Source organism: Christiangramia forsetii KT0803 (assembly GCF_000060345.1).
Taxonomy (GTDB): domain Bacteria; phylum Bacteroidota; class Bacteroidia; order Flavobacteriales; family Flavobacteriaceae; genus Christiangramia; species Christiangramia forsetii.
In genome coordinates, this window is sequence record NC_008571.1 from 678,378 (window position 1) to 695,369 (window position 16,992).

The following is a 16,992-nucleotide window of genomic DNA, read 5'->3' on the forward strand; positions in this document are numbered from 1 at the left end:
AGATTAGAGCATTAAGCAAAGCGCATACAAGCTAGATAAGGGCGTATGGGGAATGCCTAGGCTCTCAGAGGCGAAGAAGGACGTGATAAGCTGCGAAAAGTCGTGGGGATTGGCACATACAAATTGATCCGCGAATATCCGAATGGGGCAACCCACTATACTGAAGGTATAGTATCCGCAAGGAGGCAAACCCGGAGAACTGAAACATCTAAGTACCCGGAGGAAGAGAAAACAATAGTGATTGCGCTAGTAGCGGCGAGCGAACGCGCAGTAGCCCAAACCAATGAGTTTACGGACTTATTGGGGTTGTAGGACTGTAACATTGTTTGTACAAGGAATTAGAACAAGTTGGAAAGCTTGGCCATAGACGGTGACAGCCCGGTATAGAAAACTTCGTATAAAGCATAGCAGTATCCTGAGTAGTGCGGGGCACGTGAAACCCTGTATGAATCCGGCGGGACCATCCGCCAAGGCTAAATACTCCTGAGAGACCGATAGTGAACCAGTACCGTGAGGGAAAGGTGAAAAGAACCCTGAATAAGGGAGTGAAATAGATCCTGAAACCATACGCTTACAAGCGGTCGGAGCCCCTTCGTGGGGTGACGGCGTGCCTTTTGCATAATGAGCCTACGAGTTACCGTTGCCAGCAAGGTTAAGCAGTTCAGCTGTGGAGCCGTAGCGAAAGCGAGTCTGAATAGGGCGTTTTAGTTGGTAGTGGTAGACGCGAAACCGTGTGATCTACCCTTGGGCAGGTTGAAGCTGTGGTAACACATAGTGGAGGACCGAACCCGTTGACGTTGAAAAGTCTTGGGATGACCTGAGGGTAGGGGTGAAAGGCCAATCAAACTCGGAAATAGCTCGTACTCCCCGAAATGCATTTAGGTGCAGCGATATAGATAGTTTTATAGAGGTAGAGCTACTGATTGGATGCGGGGGCTTCACCGCCTACCAATTCCTGACAAACTCCGAATGCTATAAAATGATTCATATCAGTGAGGGCATGGGTGCTAAGGTCCATGTCCGAGAGGGAAAGAACCCAGACCATCAGCTAAGGTCCCAAAATATATGTTAAGTTGAAGAAACGCGGTTGAACTGCCCAGACAGCTAGGATGTTGGCTTGGAAGCAGCCATTCATTTAAAGAGTGCGTAACAGCTCACTAGTCGAGCGGTTCGGCATGGATAATAATCGGGCATAAACATATTACCGAAGCTATGGACTTTCAGTTTACTGAGAGTGGTAGGGGAGCATTGTAACAGAGATGAAGGTGAGTCGCGAGGCTTGCTGGATTGGTTACAAAAGAAAATGTAGGCATAAGTAACGATAATGCGGGCGAGAAACCCGCACACCGAAAGACTAAGGTTTCCTCAGCTATGCTAATCAGCTGAGGGTTAGTCGGGACCTAAGGCGAACCCGAAAGGGGTAGTCGATGGACAAGCAGTTAATATTCTGCTACTTGCCCCACGTTAAAGCGGACGGAGGCGTAAATTTGGTGCGTACTGACGGAATAGTACGTTGAAGGGAGTGGTAACACCCCGATAGTACACAAAAGCTACGGCCGGCGTGATAATCCAGAGGAGCGACTTCCAAGAAAAGCGAGTGGAGGCAACCCGTACCCTAAACCGACACAGGTAGTTGGGATGAGAATTCTAAGGTGCTCGAGAGATTCATGGCTAAGGAACTAGGCAAAATTGGCCCGTAACTTCGGGAGAAGGGTCGCCCCCCTTATGGGGGGGCCGCAGTGAAAAGATCCAGGCGACTGTTTATCAAAAACACAGGGCTCTGCTAAATCGAAAGATGACGTATAGGGCCTGACACCTGCCCGGTGCTGGAAGGTTAAGGGGAGATGTTAGCTTCGGCGAAGCATTGAACTGAAGCCCCAGTAAACGGCGGCCGTAACTATAACGGTCCTAAGGTAGCGAAATTCCTTGTCGGGTAAGTTCCGACCTGCACGAATGGTGCAACGATCTGGATACTGTCTCAGCCATGAGCTCGGTGAAATTGTAGTATCGGTGAAGATGCCGATTACCCGCTGTGGGACGAAAAGACCCCGTGCACCTTTACTATAGCTTAGTATTGACTTTGAACAAGTGATGTGTAGGATAGGTAGGAGACTTTGAAGCTGCATCGCCAGGTGTGGTGGAGTCGTTGTTGAAATACTACCCTTTACTTGTTTAGAGCCTAACTTCCAATGGAAGGACAGTGCTTGGTGGGTAGTTTGACTGGGGTGGTCGCCTCCAAAAGAGTAACGGAGGCTTCTAAAGGTTCCCTCAGCACGCTTGGTAACCGTGCGTAGAGTGCAATGGCAAAAGGGAGCTTGACTGAGAGACATACAGGTCGATCAGGTACGAAAGTAGAGCATAGTGATCCGGTGACACCGCATGGAAGGGTCATCGCTCAAAGGATAAAAGGTACGCCGGGGATAACAGGCTGATCTCCCCCAAGAGCTCACATCGACGGGGGGGTTTGGCACCTCGATGTCGGCTCGTCACATCCTGGGGCTGGAGAAGGTCCCAAGGGTTGGGCTGTTCGCCCATTAAAGTGGCACGCGAGCTGGGTTCAGAACGTCGTGAGACAGTTCGGTCTCTATCTACAGTGGGCGTTAGAAATTTGAGTGGACCTGATCCTAGTACGAGAGGACCGGATTGGACGAACCTCTGGTGTATCTGTTGTTCCGCCAGGAGCACTGCAGAGTAGCTACGTTCGGAAGGGATAAGCGCTGAAAGCATATAAGCGCGAAACCCACCACAAGATGAGATTTCTTTAAAGGACCGTGGGAGACTACCACGTTGATAGGCTATAGGTGTAAAGGCAGTAATGTCATAGCCGAGTAGTACTAATAATCCGTAAAGCTTGATGCGCGATGGCTCTGAGGCCGCAAAACCTCAGAGCCGCCAAATGCTTATTTTATAAGTGTATTACGAATTCTTCTTATTTTTTGTTTCTTATATATGTTAACGATATTTGTTCTAAGCAATTAGAACAGTTTTAAGCTCGACGCTTATAACTTACCTTTTAAGGTGGCTATAGCAACGGGGCTCACCTCTTCCCATCCCGAACAGAGTAGTTAAGCCCGTTAGCGCAGATGGTACTGCTGTATTGTGGGAGAGTATGTCGCCGCCTTCTTCTTGAAAACCCTTTATCTTAAATGATAAAGGGTTTTTTTATGCCTTAAAATGAAATCATAGCGCAACCATTTAGAGTTTTTAGCATCTATATTCATGAATACTAAAATACAATTCTTATGAAGGTTTACTTATTCCTTATTATTAGTCTCTTTTTGATTTCTTGTTCAGATGATTCTATTCCATTGGAAACGGAAGATCTTTCAATTAGTAATTATCCTCCAAAATGGAACTTATTTAAAATGACAGGAATGCTCGCTGGTTCTGAAGCTACGGGGGAGGATATGCAATGGCAGGAATATTATATCTTCAGAAGCGATAATACTTTCATAAAAACTAGAGTGCAGGATGGAGAAACGTTGATAGCAAAAGGAACTTATGAAACCAGAGAGATTGATGATATACAGAATTATTTACTTCAACATAATACTGAGAGCAGTATCATTGGAAACTGCACCGGTAACTTAGAGGAAAACCTTTATATTTCTGATGACGGGAAAATACTTCTGAGTAGTTGGTGGGCTTGTGACGGTCCGGGATTATTTTACAGCCAGGAAAATATCAAATGAAAATCTACTGAGCTTAGTCAAACATTGATTTTACAATGGTAATTATTCCTTTAAACATTAGAAAGATTGCTGCAAACGTGGCGATAATACCCAAAATTAATATGAGGATATATAAATCTTTATCCTGATTATTAAAAGCGCTATAAAGAACAGAAGGACCAATCATAACTAGCGGAAGTGCTGCCGCCAGATATTTGATACCTTTTGATAATACTTTCTTGTTTGTATGTTTCATCTTATTCTACAATATATAAGGTGGAATCTACTTCAGATAGCCTGAAGTATCCAAACGGATAGTTATCTGGATTTGTTTTATTTATAATATTTCCTTTTACTGTTGCCGGCATCGTTTCAAAAGGACCACCTCCTTCGGTGCCCAGTTGAGAGCGTAATATAAATAGAAATTCATAGTAGCTTTTTGATATCCCCTGTATCTGAATTTCAATTTCATCATCTGGTTCAATGTCTTCCGTAGAATAATAACCAAAAATTTGATTTCCATTCGTAAATTCATCTTCATAGATTTCAAGGCTTATATCTTCATCAATAAATTCAAATAAATAATAGTCCTCTGTACTCACAGGATCTGTATAAAAAGCCTTTATTTCGATTTCATCACCTGCGAAACCACCATTTTCTAATTGTTCAATATAATCCAAGCTGGTTACCGGAATTAGAGTTTCTGTCGCAGTATAGAGTTCACCATCCAGATTCACCTCTAATTCATAGGTCCCGTTCAGTACGGGTTGAAAATTATTATTGATATAGATGCCATCCTGTTGATGCAGGAATTTAAACTCCGTCCCGTTTTCAGAAAAAATACGTACCTGTGCATCTTCAATACTCTCGGTGTTTTCCTCATAGAAAGAAGAGGTTCTCGAAATTTTAATTATTTGATTATTTCCCTCTGTTCCTTTAAACCATTCTATAGAGGCATCAATTACCAGGCGTGGCTCGCTTTCTTCTAAAGGAATGCTCACAACTTCTTCGCAGGATATTAAAATCAAAGAAGAAAGAAGAACTATAAATTTAAGATATGTTTTCATCTAAAATTTGAAATTATAGGTTATAGAGGGTATTATTCCAAAAAGCGATAACCTCACGGCTTCGTTTTGATTGGTGTCTGAATTTTCTCTAAAACTAATGGAATAGGCATTTTGCCTGTTATATACATTGTAGATTCCAAAATTCCAGGAAGAGCTAAGCTTAGTGTTTTTATTAGATTTAGGGGTTAAGGTTGCCGATAGATCTAAACGATGATATTCAGGTAACCGGTTGGCATTTCTCGCACCATAAACAGGGACCGTGACCCCCTGGTGTTCATATTGGGCAGTAGGATAGGTGGTAGCTAGACCGGTTTGAAATATGAAGTTGGCATTAAATTGCCATTTCTTATTTAATTTATAACTCCCGGTAATACTTAGGTCATGGGTTTTATCATAATTGGTAAGATACCATTCTCCATTATTTATTCCAGATTCCAAAGGTGTTCTTCCAGGGGTACGTTGCTCAGATCTGGATAATGTATAACCCAGCCAGCCGGTTAATTTCCCTGTATTTTTTCGAAGTAGGAATTCTATTCCATAAGCTCTTGATTCCCCATTAAGAACTACTCTCTCAATAGCAGTGTTGGCGATTAAATTAGCGCCATCTATATAGTCTATTCTATTATCTATATGTTTATAGAAGCTTTCTACTTCAAGGGAATAAATTTTTTCTTTAAAATTCCTGAAATATCCAATTGCATATTGATCCAATATTTGCGGTTTTATATACTGGCCGCTTGGAGCCCAAACATCTAATGGAGTGGGAGAACTGGTATTTGAAATAAGGTGGAGATATTGTGACATCCTATTATAGCTAGCTTTAATAGATTGGTCATCATTCAGCGCATAAGCAACTGCAATACGAGGTTCAAAATTATTATAGGCTTTTAAAACTTCGCTTTTAGAAACAGTATTGGTTTCGATTATTTCTGCTTCACTATAGATACCTCTTTCAGGATTATAAGCTACAGGATCATTATTTTCATAGGAATTGACTTCATCCTGACCTAGTCGAAAAAAATTACTTAATCGCAAACCATATTCCGCAGAAAATTTATCGCTCAGTTGATGTTCCGCAGAAATATATACTGCATTTTCAAAAGCATATTTATTGGATAGTTTGAAATAGTTAATCCCGGAATTTTCATCAATAGGCTCAATTTCTCCGGGATTGAACTCATAATACGTATTTTGAATTCCATACTTCAACTGAAATTTTTCATTGATGTAATGGTTAAAATCATATTTTAAATTGAAATTTTTAATACCGCTATCCCAATTAAAACCTACAAAATTCAGATTCAAACCATAATAATAATCACTATAAATGGCTGAAAGATTACTGAAAATATTATCTGAAAATATATGATTCCAACGCAGATTGACAACCGTATTTCCATAAGTATTTTCAAAATTCTGACTAATATTGAAAACATCCCTTCCAAAATATCCTGAAAGCAACAACTTATTACTGTCATCCAGTTTGTAACTTAATTTTGTATTAAGATCATAGAAATAAGCAGAATTGTCATTATCGGTTAATTTCAAAAATAAATGGGCATAAGAGCTTCTTGCGCCTACAAGGAACGAACCTTTATCTTTTACAATAGGGCCTTCGGCCAGAAGTCGGCTAGAAATTGCTCCAATTCCACCTTGCATTTTAAACTCTTTACTATTTCCGTCCCTTTGATAAATGTCCAGCACAGAAGAAACCCTTCCGCCGTATTCTGCAGGAATGCCTCCTTTATATAATTTTAGATCTTTTATGGCATCAGGATTGAAGACTGAAAATAATCCGAATAAATGGGAAGAATTGAAAATTGTAGCTTCATCCAGAAGAATGAGATTTTGATCTACCGCGCCACCACGAACATTAAAACCAGAAGAACCTTCGCCGGCATTGGAAACTCCTGGTAATAGTAGGAGTGATCTTACCACGTCTACTTCTCCAAAAACCACGGGTAAATTCTGAATAGTGTTTATCGAAAGCTTATTTACACTCATTTCAGGTTTTCTAATATTCAAACCTTCAAAATCACTTGTAATGAGTACTTCGTCCAAACTTTCTGAAGCTTCCGAAAGCTGGAAATTCAATTTCTTATTTTCATCCAAAAGGATTGTTTGTTGTACGCTCTGATAGCCGATGTATGAAATTTGAATTTGATATTCCCCTTTTGGCAATTTAATAGAATAATAACCATAATCGTTAGTAACCACACCGGTCTCAGCTTCAGGAATGATTAAATTAACACCGATCAAAGTCTCATTACTGGAAACATCGGTAATGGTGCCGTTAAGAGTGTATAATTCCTGGCCAATCGTCTGGAGGTGGAAAAGTATAGATATTAGCAGAAATGCTAAATAGCGGGTTTTCAATTTTTTATTCAAAAATAGAATTAAGTAGGCTAATAAAAAAGTTTAAGCTTCACTTAGATGCAGACTTTGCTTCTCTTTCCGGGCAAAACTAAATAGGAGTAAGGAACTTATAAATAGACAGGTTGAAAGAATGATTGCCAGCGGAATTGCACTTGATGAATGAAATAAGCTAATTATAAATGATGTTAGTGCACCTAAGATCATTTTTAGACTGCCTATTAAGGCAGATGCACGACCCGCTTTTTTTTCAAATGGTTCTAATGATAAGGCTGTAGTATTCGGATTTTGAAATCCCAGTAAAAATAACATGAGAAATAAGAGAACTACCGTGGTAATAAAACCAAATTCAAAAAATGAATTTACAAGGAAAAGCAATGATAGTACTACCAGAATTACACTATTAAAAAGCGTAATCTGGAATGTAGAATATTTTCTTAGAAACAGTCGGTTTATCTGGCTTCCCAGAATAAGGCCTGCGGCATTTAACCCGAATAAAATTCCAAATTCCTTTTGAGTCAGGCCAAAGTTTCCCATAAAAAGTTTAGGTGCGTCTGATATATAAGCAAACATAGCTCCTATGGCAAAGCTACCAGCGAAGGCAAAATTCATGAATTTTGGATGTGTAAGTATTCCAAAATACTTTATTGCTACCTGTTTTGGCTTTAGATCTACTTTTCTATCAGGGATTATACTTTCTGGTAAGAACCTGGAAACACTAATGATCATTAATGCCGAGAAAACGGCCAGAAATAAAAAGATTGTTTTCCACCCAAAAGAATCGATAATAAAACTTCCTACTGTTGGCGCAATGATAGGCGCTCCGCCCATAATTAGCATTAAAACAGAAATAGCTCCTGCAACCTCATTAACGGGAAAAATATCGCGTACGATTGCTTTTGCAGCTACCATTCCGGCGGCTGCACCTACGGCTAGAAAAAATCTTGAAATTATAAGCCATTCCAAATTTGGTGAATACATACAGCTTAATGCTGAAAGTAGATACAATAAGAGACCAATTAATAATGGCTTTTTTCGACCATATTTATCCATGATTGGGCCATAAGCTAATTGACCTATGGATATTCCAATAAAATAACTGGTTAAGGTTATTCCAATCTGGCTTATGCTGGTATTAAAATCTTTCGCGATATTTTCAAAACCAGGTAGATATGCGTCTATAGAAAACGGTCCCAAAGCGATCATGGTACCTAAAACTAACAGGATAATATATTCCTGTTTCTTGTTTCTTTCTGAAGTATTTGGCAGCATTTGGCAAATTTCAGTAAACAGGGGTTTCTGGTCTAATTTCCGGAGCTGTTTAACGAAAGATTAAACTATTTCGATTTAGCTTTATCGAAAAGTTTGAGGCTTGTCAAATTTTAAAATGCGACCTTTGTTTCGTAAATCCTAATGATCTCTTATGTCCTTTAAAAAATTAAACCCTCTTCTCAAAGAAGCTATTGAGCGTTTAGGCTATGAAAGCCCTACAGCTTTTCAGAAAAAAATTCTTCCTAAGATAAAAAGTGGTGCAGACCTGTATTTACTGGCTCCAGAAGATAGTGGTAAAACTACTGCTATGATCATAAGTGTAATTCAGAAATTAAATTCTGAAGCCTTCGAAGATTCCCCTAGAGCACTTATCTATGTAAAAGACAAGGAGGCCGCTTTAGAATTGGAGCAAAAATTTAAGGAGTTTACCAGAGAGATGGATTTGCGAATTTATTGTGCTTATGAAGAGCAGAATATAGACGATCAAAAAGATGATATCTATTATGGGGTAGATATTGTAATTGCTACTCCAAAAAGGTTAAGTAAATTATTCTCCATGACAGGGATTCATTTAGGGCAGTTACAACTTTTTATACTTGAAGATGCTGAATTTCTTTCTAAACCAGGACTTATTGATGATGTTGTTAGAATTCCGATGAGCATCAATAAATGTCAGTATCTCGTGTTTGCTGAAAAGATGGAACCGAAAATGAAAAGGCTACAGGATATGTTTATGGAAAGAGCTCAAATTGTAAAAATGGCTAAATAAAAAAAGCCCCGTTAAAACAGGGCTTTTTACTACTGTATATTTTAAATTCGATTATGGGTTTGTAGCCAAAATCTCATTTAATTTTGTGCTTGGACGCATTGCTTTTTTCGTAAGCTCCTCTTCCGGCTCGTAGTATCCTCCTATATCTACAGGAGATCCCTGAGCATCTAACAAGTCCTGAAGGATTTTTTCCTGATTATCTTCCATCATTTTAGCAATTTTCCCAAAATAGATATTTAGGTCTTTACTACTGGTTTGTGTTGAAAGCGCTTCAGCCCAATACAATGCAAGATAAAAATGACTACCTCTGTTATCCAGCTCGTTCACTTTTCTGGATGGAGATCTACCTTCATTCAGAAATCTTTCAGTTGCTTCATCAAGAGCTTCTGAAAGCGTGATTGCCTTAGCGTTATCATACTTATTTCCAAGATGTTCCAGTGAAACTGCCAAAGCAAGAAACTCACCAAGTGAATCCCATCTTAAGTGGCCTTCTTTCACAAATTGCTGAACGTGTTTTGGGGCAGATCCACCTGCACCAGTTTCAAACAGTCCACCACCATTCATCAATGGAACGATAGAAAGCATTTTCGCACTGGTTCCTAATTCCAGAATAGGGAAGAGGTCAGTAAGATAATCCCTTAATACATTTCCTGTAACAGAAATGGTGTCTTTACCATCTTTTACTCTTTCCAAAGTATATTTTGTTGCTTCAGTAGGAGCCATGATCTTGATCTCTAAACCTTCGGTATCATGTTCCGGAAGATATTGATCCAGTTTTTTAATTAGTTCAGCATCATGAGCTCTTTCTTTATCTAACCAGAAAATTGTTGGCATCTTCGTAGCTCTAGCCCTAGAAACTGCTAATTTGATCCAATCCTGAACAGGTGCATCTTTTACCTGGCACATTCTCCAGATATCACCTTTTTCAACATTATGTTCAAGAATAGTATCTCCTTTTGAATTGATCACTTTTACTGTTCCGTTTCCTGAAATTTCAAAGGTTTTATCATGAGAACCGTATTCTTCAGCTTTTTGAGCCATTAATCCAACGTTAGGAACAGTTCCCATCGTTGTAGGATCAAAAGCACCGTGTTCTTTACAAAAATCTATAGTAGCTTGGTAAAGACCGGCGTAAGAACTGTCTGGAATTACTGCTTTGGTATCCTGTGTTTTACCTTCAGCATTCCACATTTGGCCTGAAGTTCTAATCATTGCAGGCATGGAAGCATCAATAATAACATCACTAGGCACATGAAGATTGGTAGTCCCTTCATCTGAATTTACCATGGCGATATCTGGACCATCTTTAAGATCTTTTGAAATCGCAGCTTTAATTTCTTCTTTTTTATCTGACGGTAAACTTTCAATCGCTTTTAGCACATCTCCTAGTCCGCTGTTCTGATCGGCTCCTGCTTTTTCAAGCTCTTCGCCATATTTTTGAAAAACATCTTCAAAGAATACTTCTACCGCATGACCAAAGATAATAGGATCTGAAACCTTCATCATGGTTGCTTTCATATGCAAAGAGAAAAGAACATCCTTTTCTTTTGCATCTTTAACTTCTTTACGAAGAAAATTAAGAAGCGCCTTTTTGCTCATTACCGTAGCATCCACAACTTCTTTGTTTAATACTTTCAAATTGTCTTTAAGAACCTTTTTATCTCCACTCTCTGAAGTAAATTCGATTTTTAAAGTATCATCGCTGCTAAGAGTTAAAGATTTTTCGTTAGTTCTAAAATCACCTTCACTCATAGTAGCGACATGGGTTTTAGAGTCTGAACTCCATTCACCCATTCTATGCGGATTTTTCTTTGCAAAATTCTTAACCGCTTTAGGGGCACGCCTGTCTGAATTCCCTTCTCTAAGCACCGGGTTTACGGCACTACCCTTTATTTTATCATAGCGCGACTGAACTTCTTTTTCTTTATCATTAGAAGGTTCATCCGGATAATCTGGAATCTGAAATCCTTTAGATTGTAATTCAGAAATTGCATTTTTCAACTGGGGAACGGAAGCACTGATATTTGGAAGTTTTATAATATTAGCTTCTGGTTTTTTTGCCAGCTCCCCTAATTCAGCTAGATCATCTTTAACTTTTTGATCTTCATTTAGGTAATCTGGGAATTGAGATAGGATTCTACCGGCTAATGAAATATCACGGGTTTCAAGACTTACGCCTGCAGCTTTTGTAAAAGCTTCAATAATTGGCAGGAACGAATAAGTTGCCAGCATTGGAGCTTCATCTGTTTTTGTATAAATTATTTTTTCTTTCTGTGACATTTTTTAAATTTTTGGTTGCAATATATTCAAAGAAAACCCCGGATTTACCAGGGCGTTATCTCATGCGCAATATACAGTATTTGCGTCTTTTATCCTAAGTTTAAAGGGTTTCTCCCCTGTTAAGAAATCATAAAAATTGACATAAAAAAGCCATTTCATCTTAATTACTAAAATGAAATGGCTTCAGAAAACAGTAAATTATCACTCTGATGATAAAAGCATTTTAAGCTTTTTGGTGTTTACTGCCTCAAATAATTCCATTCTAAAGGATTTAAAACGGAATCCAACTGGCTTTTATCTTTCAAACTCATTTTGATAATTCAAAACATAGGTGTTATATAGAAGATGAAAGCCAAAATGTAAAGAACTTGCTTTACATGAATATCGACTTAACTTAAAATTCTTGTGTCATTTTAATTACTACGATATTTCATATTAAATATAGTGAGAATACTTTTTTTATAGAAACCTTTTAACGTTTTAAAACCTGGTTAGCTTTGATTTATTCCATAAAAAAAGCCCCAATAAATTGGAGCTTTTAGATTGTATGATAAAGAATAATTATTTTCTAATCGCTTCTTTAATACGAGCTTTCTTACCGGTAAGACCTCTAAAGTAGAAAATTCTAGCTCTTCTTACACTACCTTTTTTGTTGATCTCAATTTTCTGGATCGCAGGAAGATTGATAGGGAAAATTCTTTCCACTCCAACAGTACCACTCATCTTTCTAATTGTAAAAGTTTGCGAAGAACCTGTTCCTCTTTTTTGGATTACAACTCCTCTAAAGAACTGAGTTCTGGTCTTCTGACCCTCTTTAATTTCGTAATAAACAGTAATTGTGTCTCCTGCAGAAAATTCAGGTAGGTCTTTTCTGTCTACAAATTCGTCCTGAACGTATTTTACTAACGATTCCATTTTTGATAGTTTAAAGTAAAAATCCAAAACAACATTCACGATGATCGCCAGAGGTTATTTTAGAATGAGTGCAAAATTAATCAATTTATATTATTGTACAAGCCTGTTAGAGAAAAAATTACTCGTCGTCTAAAAGGTCCGGTCTTAATTTCTTTGTTCTTTCGTAAGCCTGGTTTTCACGCCATTCTTCAATTTTAGGGAGATTCCCCGAAGTTAGTATGGATGGTACTTCCCAGCCTTTATATTCGGAAGGTCTGGTATAGACAGGTGGAGCAAGTAAATTGTCCTGAAATGAATCTGTTAATGCAGAAGTTTCATTTCCTAATACTCCCGGGATTAACCTTATAATTGAATCACATAAAACGGCGGCTCCCAGTTCTCCTCCGGAAAGTACGTAATCACCTATAGAAATTTCTTTCGTGATAAATTGATCTCGTACTCTTTGATCTACTCCTTTATAATGCCCGCATAGAATAATGATATTTTCAGAAAGACTTAGGCTATTGGCTGTCTTTTGATTTAAAGTCGCACCGTCTGGAGTCATGTAGATTACTTCATTATACTCCCTTTCAGACTTTAGCTCTGAAATACATTTATCAATTGGCTCGATCATCATGACCATACCGGCGCCACCACCAAATTGATAATCGTCAATTTGCTTATAATTATCGGTAGTATAATCACGTAAATTATGAAGATGGATTTCTACAAGTCCTTTTTCTATGGCTCTTTGAAGAATTGAAGCTTCAAATGGACTTTTTAGAATATCTGGAACAACCGTGATTATATCAATACGCATTTTTAAGAATTGAAAAATTAAACCTAATGAATTAGCTAAGATTAATTATGGTGTACCACTACCGCTAGCTTTGTTTTTTTCATCCTGAAGCATTCTCCCAAGGCGTTGTTCTTTTTCAAGAGCTTTGGTGCGATAAGCGTCAAATTCTTTTTCGGTTTCATCTAATTTTTGCTGAGCATCACGGGTTGCTGAATGGGAGCTCTTATACCTGAAGAATATAATGAGTAGAAGTGCAATCAAAACTCCAACAATTCCCCACATCATAGCTTTATAGCCGCCTTTAGAAAAAGGCATTCCAAGAAACATCAAAGCATCTTTCTCTTCTGAAACTCTATTGAAATCTTCCTGTGTAGCAGCAAGATCAGATTTTAATTTCTGTATCTCATCGTTTTGCTGATCTACGGTATTTTTCTGAACAACGATCTCTTCTTTTAATTCAGTAATATAACTTCTGGTAGTATTTCTCAATTCTATCAGCTTGTCATAGTCTACTACCTTGTAGCCCTGATAATTATTTGATTCCTGAATTAATGCTGAAAACTCATCCTGAATAGGGCTTTCCGTCTTAAGGCTGTCTGTTTGGGCATTCATCTGAAATACACTTACAACAACAAATACAGCGACAATGTAAATTTTGTTACTCATTTTCCTGGGGATTGATTTTGTTTGGTTCATTAAAAACAACGAGCGAATGTTGGTGTTAGTATATTTCAGATTTTCGGGAAAGAATTTCGCTAATTGTAAATTTCAAATAGTTTTGAATCAGTTTCTTCTATTTTTAAAGTGGTGCAAAAATAAAAAAACCTGCCGGATTGGACAGGTCTTTTTATTAAAAAAAAATATGATCCTAGTAATAGGTGTACCTTCTTACTTTGGCAATATACTTTGCAAGTCTTATTACCTGGTGACTATATCCATATTCATTATCATACCATATATATAGTATTACATTTTTTCCGTCGGCAGATACTATCGTAGCGTTACTATCATAAATAGCAGGTGCTGAAGAGCCAATGATATCTGATGATACCAACTCATTGTCTATAGAATATTGAATTTGTTCTACCAATTCTCCTTCCAGAGCATATTTCTTAAGAAGCGTATTCACATCTTCAAGACTTGTCTCTTTTTCAACTTCCAGATTCAAAATTGCCAGAGAACCGTTTGGTACCGGGACTCTAATAGCGTTAGAAGTCAATTTTCCTTCAAAAACAGGAAGTGCTTTTGAAACTGCCTTTCCAGCTCCAGTTTCAGTAATAACCATATTTAAAGCAGCAGCACGACCTCTTCTGTATTTGTTATGCATGTTATCAACCAGGTTCTGGTCATTGGTATATGCATGAATAGTTTCCAGGTGTCCATGTACAACACCTAAAGAATCCTGAACAGCTTTTAGAACCGGGGTAATAGCATTAGTGGTGCAGGAAGCGGCAGAAAAAATATCAATCTCATCAGGATTGTGTTCTTTTTGATTAACTCCATGAACGATATTGGGAACTCCTTTTCCGGGAGCGGTAAGCAACACCTTAGCTGCCCCTTTAGAGGAAAGGTGCCTGCTTAGAGCTTCCTTATCTCTAAAAGCTCCGGTATTATCTATAACCAGTGCATTATTAATCCCGTATTTAGTATAATCAATATCTTCCGGCTGATTAGCAGAAATCATATGGACGGTAGTTCCATTTATGATCAAGGCCGAATTTTTCTCGTCTATAGTTACTGTACCGCTAAATGGACCATGAACTGAATCGCTCTTTAAAAGGGATGCTCTTTTTTCTAAAACACTCTGGTCTACTTTACCTCTTGTAACTACAGCACGAAGTCTGAGCTGATTTCCTTTTCCGGTTCTAGTCATAAGTTCACGAGCAACCAGTCTCCCAATACGACCAAAACCATAAAGAATTACGTCTTTTGGAGTAACAGCTTCAGTTTCTTTAGCGTCGCTAAGTTTATTTGAAACAAAAGCCATGGCATTACTGTGAGGCTGGCCATCTAAATGATATTCATAGGTTAGTTTTCCTATGTCAAGTTTTGCAGGAGGTAAATTTAGATCCTGAATTGCTTTTGCAATTTCTACAGAGTCAAAGATCGAAATTGGTTTTCCAACAAATTCTCCCGCATATTCATGAAGATCTAAAATGTCACTTACATTTCTATTAATCATCTGATTTCTAAAAAGTACCAGCTCAATAGATTTGTCGTACCATAGATCACTAACGATATTGATGAATTCTACGGTTGCCTTTCGACGATCTGCCTGAAAAGAAAGCTCTTTTTCGTAAACTTTATTAAAGTCCATGTTAAGTTGTGTTGTTATAAATTTTCGGCAAAAGTATAGATTTCAAACGTTTTCGTAAAAGTTTTATGCATAAAAAAACCCTCCTTAACGGGAGGGTTCAGTTTTATTGGGTATAACATAAATTATCTCCAGATCATACGCTGCTTTTCACCTTTCTGGTTGTAATAAGTAATTACAATAGAATTAGATTTTGTTCTACTTTGCATGATCTCTTCAACATCACGAATTGAAGAAACTTTCTGATTGTTTATTTCAGCAATAATACCTCCAACAAGTTCAGAAGAAGGGAGGTCTTTATTTAAAGTCCGGTTAATCCTTACTCCGTTTGGGGCTTTATAAGCTTCCAGTTCTTCAGCAGAAGCATTCGCAACTTCAAGACCGAGCACTGATACTTCGAGGGTATCTAATTTCGTAAGCTTTACACTTACTTCTTTTTCTTTTCCGTTACGAAGCAATTTTACATTTACCTCGTCGCCGGGTCTTTTTGAATTGATATATCCCGTTAGATCTGAAAACTTATTAATGTCAATATTATCAATTTTTTTAATGATATCATTTTGACGAATTCCGGATTTTTCGGCACCACTTCCAGGGGTAACCTGGCCTACCATCACTCCCTGGGAGGTATTAAGGTCAAATTCTTTTATGAGGTCATTATTAATGCTTCCACCTCTAATTCCCAGAATTCCCTGTTGTACATCTCCAAACTCCATGATATCTTCAACAATTTTACGGGCGTTATTAGAAGGGACCGCAAATGCATAGCCAATATAGCTTCCGCTGGGAGAACTAATTGCAGTATTAATACCTATAAGCTCACCATTGATGTTCACCAATGCACCCCCACTGTTGCCAGGGTTGATGGCAGCATCGGTTTGAATGAAAGATTGCGGTGAATTATCACGAACATTAAGGTCTCTCGCTTTGGCACTGATAATTCCGGCAGTAACTGTCGATTTTAAATTAAATGGATTTCCTACAGCCAACACCCATTCCCCTAATTCCATATTGTCTGAATTCCCGAAAGGAATGTATTCCAATTCTTCTTCGGTATCAATCTTAATAAGGGCAATATCTGAGATAGGGTCACTACCAATTACTTCAGCTTTGTAGTTCTTGTTATCATTAAGCGTCACTTCAATTTCACTGGCGCCATCTATTACATGGTTGTTGGTGACTATATAGCCGTCTGGTGTGATAATAACTCCGGAACCGGCTCCCTGTAGGGCTCTTCCGCCATTATTTCCATAAGGAGTTTGCTCCCATATACTACGTGGGCCACCCTTAAAAACTGCCACATTTTTAACATGGACTACAGCGTGCACTGTTTTTTCAGCAGCTTCGGTAAAATCAACATTGGTTCCGTATGAATGGGACTTGTTCACAGGAATAAATGAATTTTCGGTATTATCCTGAGGTAAGAATTGGTTAGATTCTTCTTCAAGGAACAATTTGTAGCTCCCTAGTGTTATTGCTCCACCAAGGACAGAAACAAATAGTAAAGTCGCTATTTTTTTCATTTTCGGATATTATTTAATTAATAAACATTT

General features: G+C 38.2%; 12 protein-coding genes and 2 rRNA genes. 4 read left to right on the forward strand and 10 right to left on the reverse strand.

Going from position 1 to position 16,992, the window contains the following annotated elements:
* The first annotated feature begins 23 nt into the window (after window positions 1-23).
* The 3 genes from GFO_RS02900 to GFO_RS02910 all read left to right on the forward strand — a co-directional run bounded on the left by GFO_RS02900 (window position 24) and on the right by GFO_RS02910 (window position 3,692).
* Window positions 24-2,859 (forward strand): 23S ribosomal RNA (locus GFO_RS02900).
* Window positions 2,860-3,014: 155 nt separating this feature from the next.
* Window positions 3,015-3,124 (forward strand): 5S ribosomal RNA (gene rrf / locus GFO_RS02905).
* A gap of 118 nt (window positions 3,125-3,242) precedes the next feature.
* Window positions 3,243-3,692: a hypothetical protein gene (locus GFO_RS02910; protein ID WP_011708527.1), complete on the forward strand. Its 450-nt coding sequence runs from the start codon at window positions 3,243-3,245 to the stop codon at window positions 3,690-3,692.
* 13 nt (window positions 3,693-3,705) lie between these two features.
* Here the strand turns inward: GFO_RS02910 and GFO_RS02915 are convergent, their stop codons facing one another.
* From GFO_RS02915 to GFO_RS02930, 4 genes are read right to left on the reverse strand one after another with little or no spacing between them, the layout of a single operon-like run.
* Window positions 3,706-3,927, reverse strand: a complete 222-nt coding sequence (locus tag GFO_RS02915) for a DUF6095 family protein (RefSeq protein ID WP_011708528.1) — start codon at window positions 3,925-3,927, stop codon at window positions 3,706-3,708.
* Window position 3,928: 1 nt separating this feature from the next.
* Entirely contained in the window at window positions 3,929-4,738 is an 810-nt protein-coding gene (locus tag GFO_RS02920; protein ID WP_011708529.1) for a DUF4249 domain-containing protein, read from the reverse strand.
* Window positions 4,739-7,114, reverse strand: a complete 2,376-nt coding sequence (locus tag GFO_RS02925) for a TonB-dependent receptor (protein ID WP_049792121.1) — start codon at window positions 7,112-7,114, stop codon at window positions 4,739-4,741.
* Between the two features lie 42 nt (window positions 7,115-7,156).
* Complete coding sequence (locus tag GFO_RS02930; RefSeq protein ID WP_011708531.1) at window positions 7,157-8,383, reverse strand: multidrug effflux MFS transporter; 1,227 nt, start codon at window positions 8,381-8,383, stop codon at window positions 7,157-7,159.
* Window positions 8,384-8,534: 151 nt separating this feature from the next.
* Here GFO_RS02930 and GFO_RS02935 point away from each other — a divergent pair, with 151 nt between their 5' ends.
* Complete coding sequence (locus GFO_RS02935; RefSeq protein WP_011708532.1) at window positions 8,535-9,152, forward strand: DEAD/DEAH box helicase; 618 nt, start codon at window positions 8,535-8,537, stop codon at window positions 9,150-9,152.
* A 51-nt stretch (window positions 9,153-9,203) separates the two neighbouring features.
* Here GFO_RS02935 and GFO_RS02940 read toward each other — a convergent pair whose 3' ends face one another.
* The 6 genes from GFO_RS02940 to GFO_RS02965 all read right to left on the reverse strand — a co-directional run bounded on the left by GFO_RS02940 (window position 9,204) and on the right by GFO_RS02965 (window position 16,962).
* The gene (locus GFO_RS02940; protein WP_011708533.1) at window positions 9,204-11,432 is read right to left on the reverse strand and encodes an NADP-dependent isocitrate dehydrogenase; all 2,229 of its coding nucleotides are present in this window, start codon (window positions 11,430-11,432) and stop codon (window positions 9,204-9,206) included.
* Window positions 11,433-11,993: 561 nt separating this feature from the next.
* The gene (gene rplS, locus GFO_RS02945; RefSeq protein ID WP_011708534.1) at window positions 11,994-12,347 is read right to left on the reverse strand and encodes a 50S ribosomal protein L19; all 354 of its coding nucleotides are present in this window, start codon (window positions 12,345-12,347) and stop codon (window positions 11,994-11,996) included.
* Window positions 12,348-12,465: 118 nt separating this feature from the next.
* Window positions 12,466-13,146: a tRNA (guanosine(37)-N1)-methyltransferase TrmD gene (trmD, locus tag GFO_RS02950; protein ID WP_011708535.1), complete on the reverse strand. Its 681-nt coding sequence runs from the start codon at window positions 13,144-13,146 to the stop codon at window positions 12,466-12,468.
* A 45-nt stretch (window positions 13,147-13,191) separates the two neighbouring features.
* Window positions 13,192-13,791 carry a hypothetical protein gene (locus tag GFO_RS02955; RefSeq protein ID WP_148264585.1) on the reverse strand — a complete coding sequence of 200 codons (600 nt, stop codon included), beginning with the start codon at window positions 13,789-13,791 and terminating at the stop codon, window positions 13,192-13,194.
* Window positions 13,792-13,993: 202 nt separating this feature from the next.
* Window positions 13,994-15,442, reverse strand: a complete 1,449-nt coding sequence (locus GFO_RS02960; RefSeq protein WP_011708537.1) for a glyceraldehyde-3-phosphate dehydrogenase — start codon at window positions 15,440-15,442, stop codon at window positions 13,994-13,996.
* A gap of 122 nt (window positions 15,443-15,564) precedes the next feature.
* Window positions 15,565-16,962: a trypsin-like peptidase domain-containing protein gene (locus GFO_RS02965; RefSeq protein WP_011708538.1), complete on the reverse strand. Its 1,398-nt coding sequence runs from the start codon at window positions 16,960-16,962 to the stop codon at window positions 15,565-15,567.
* Between the last annotated feature and the right edge of the window lie 30 nt (window positions 16,963-16,992).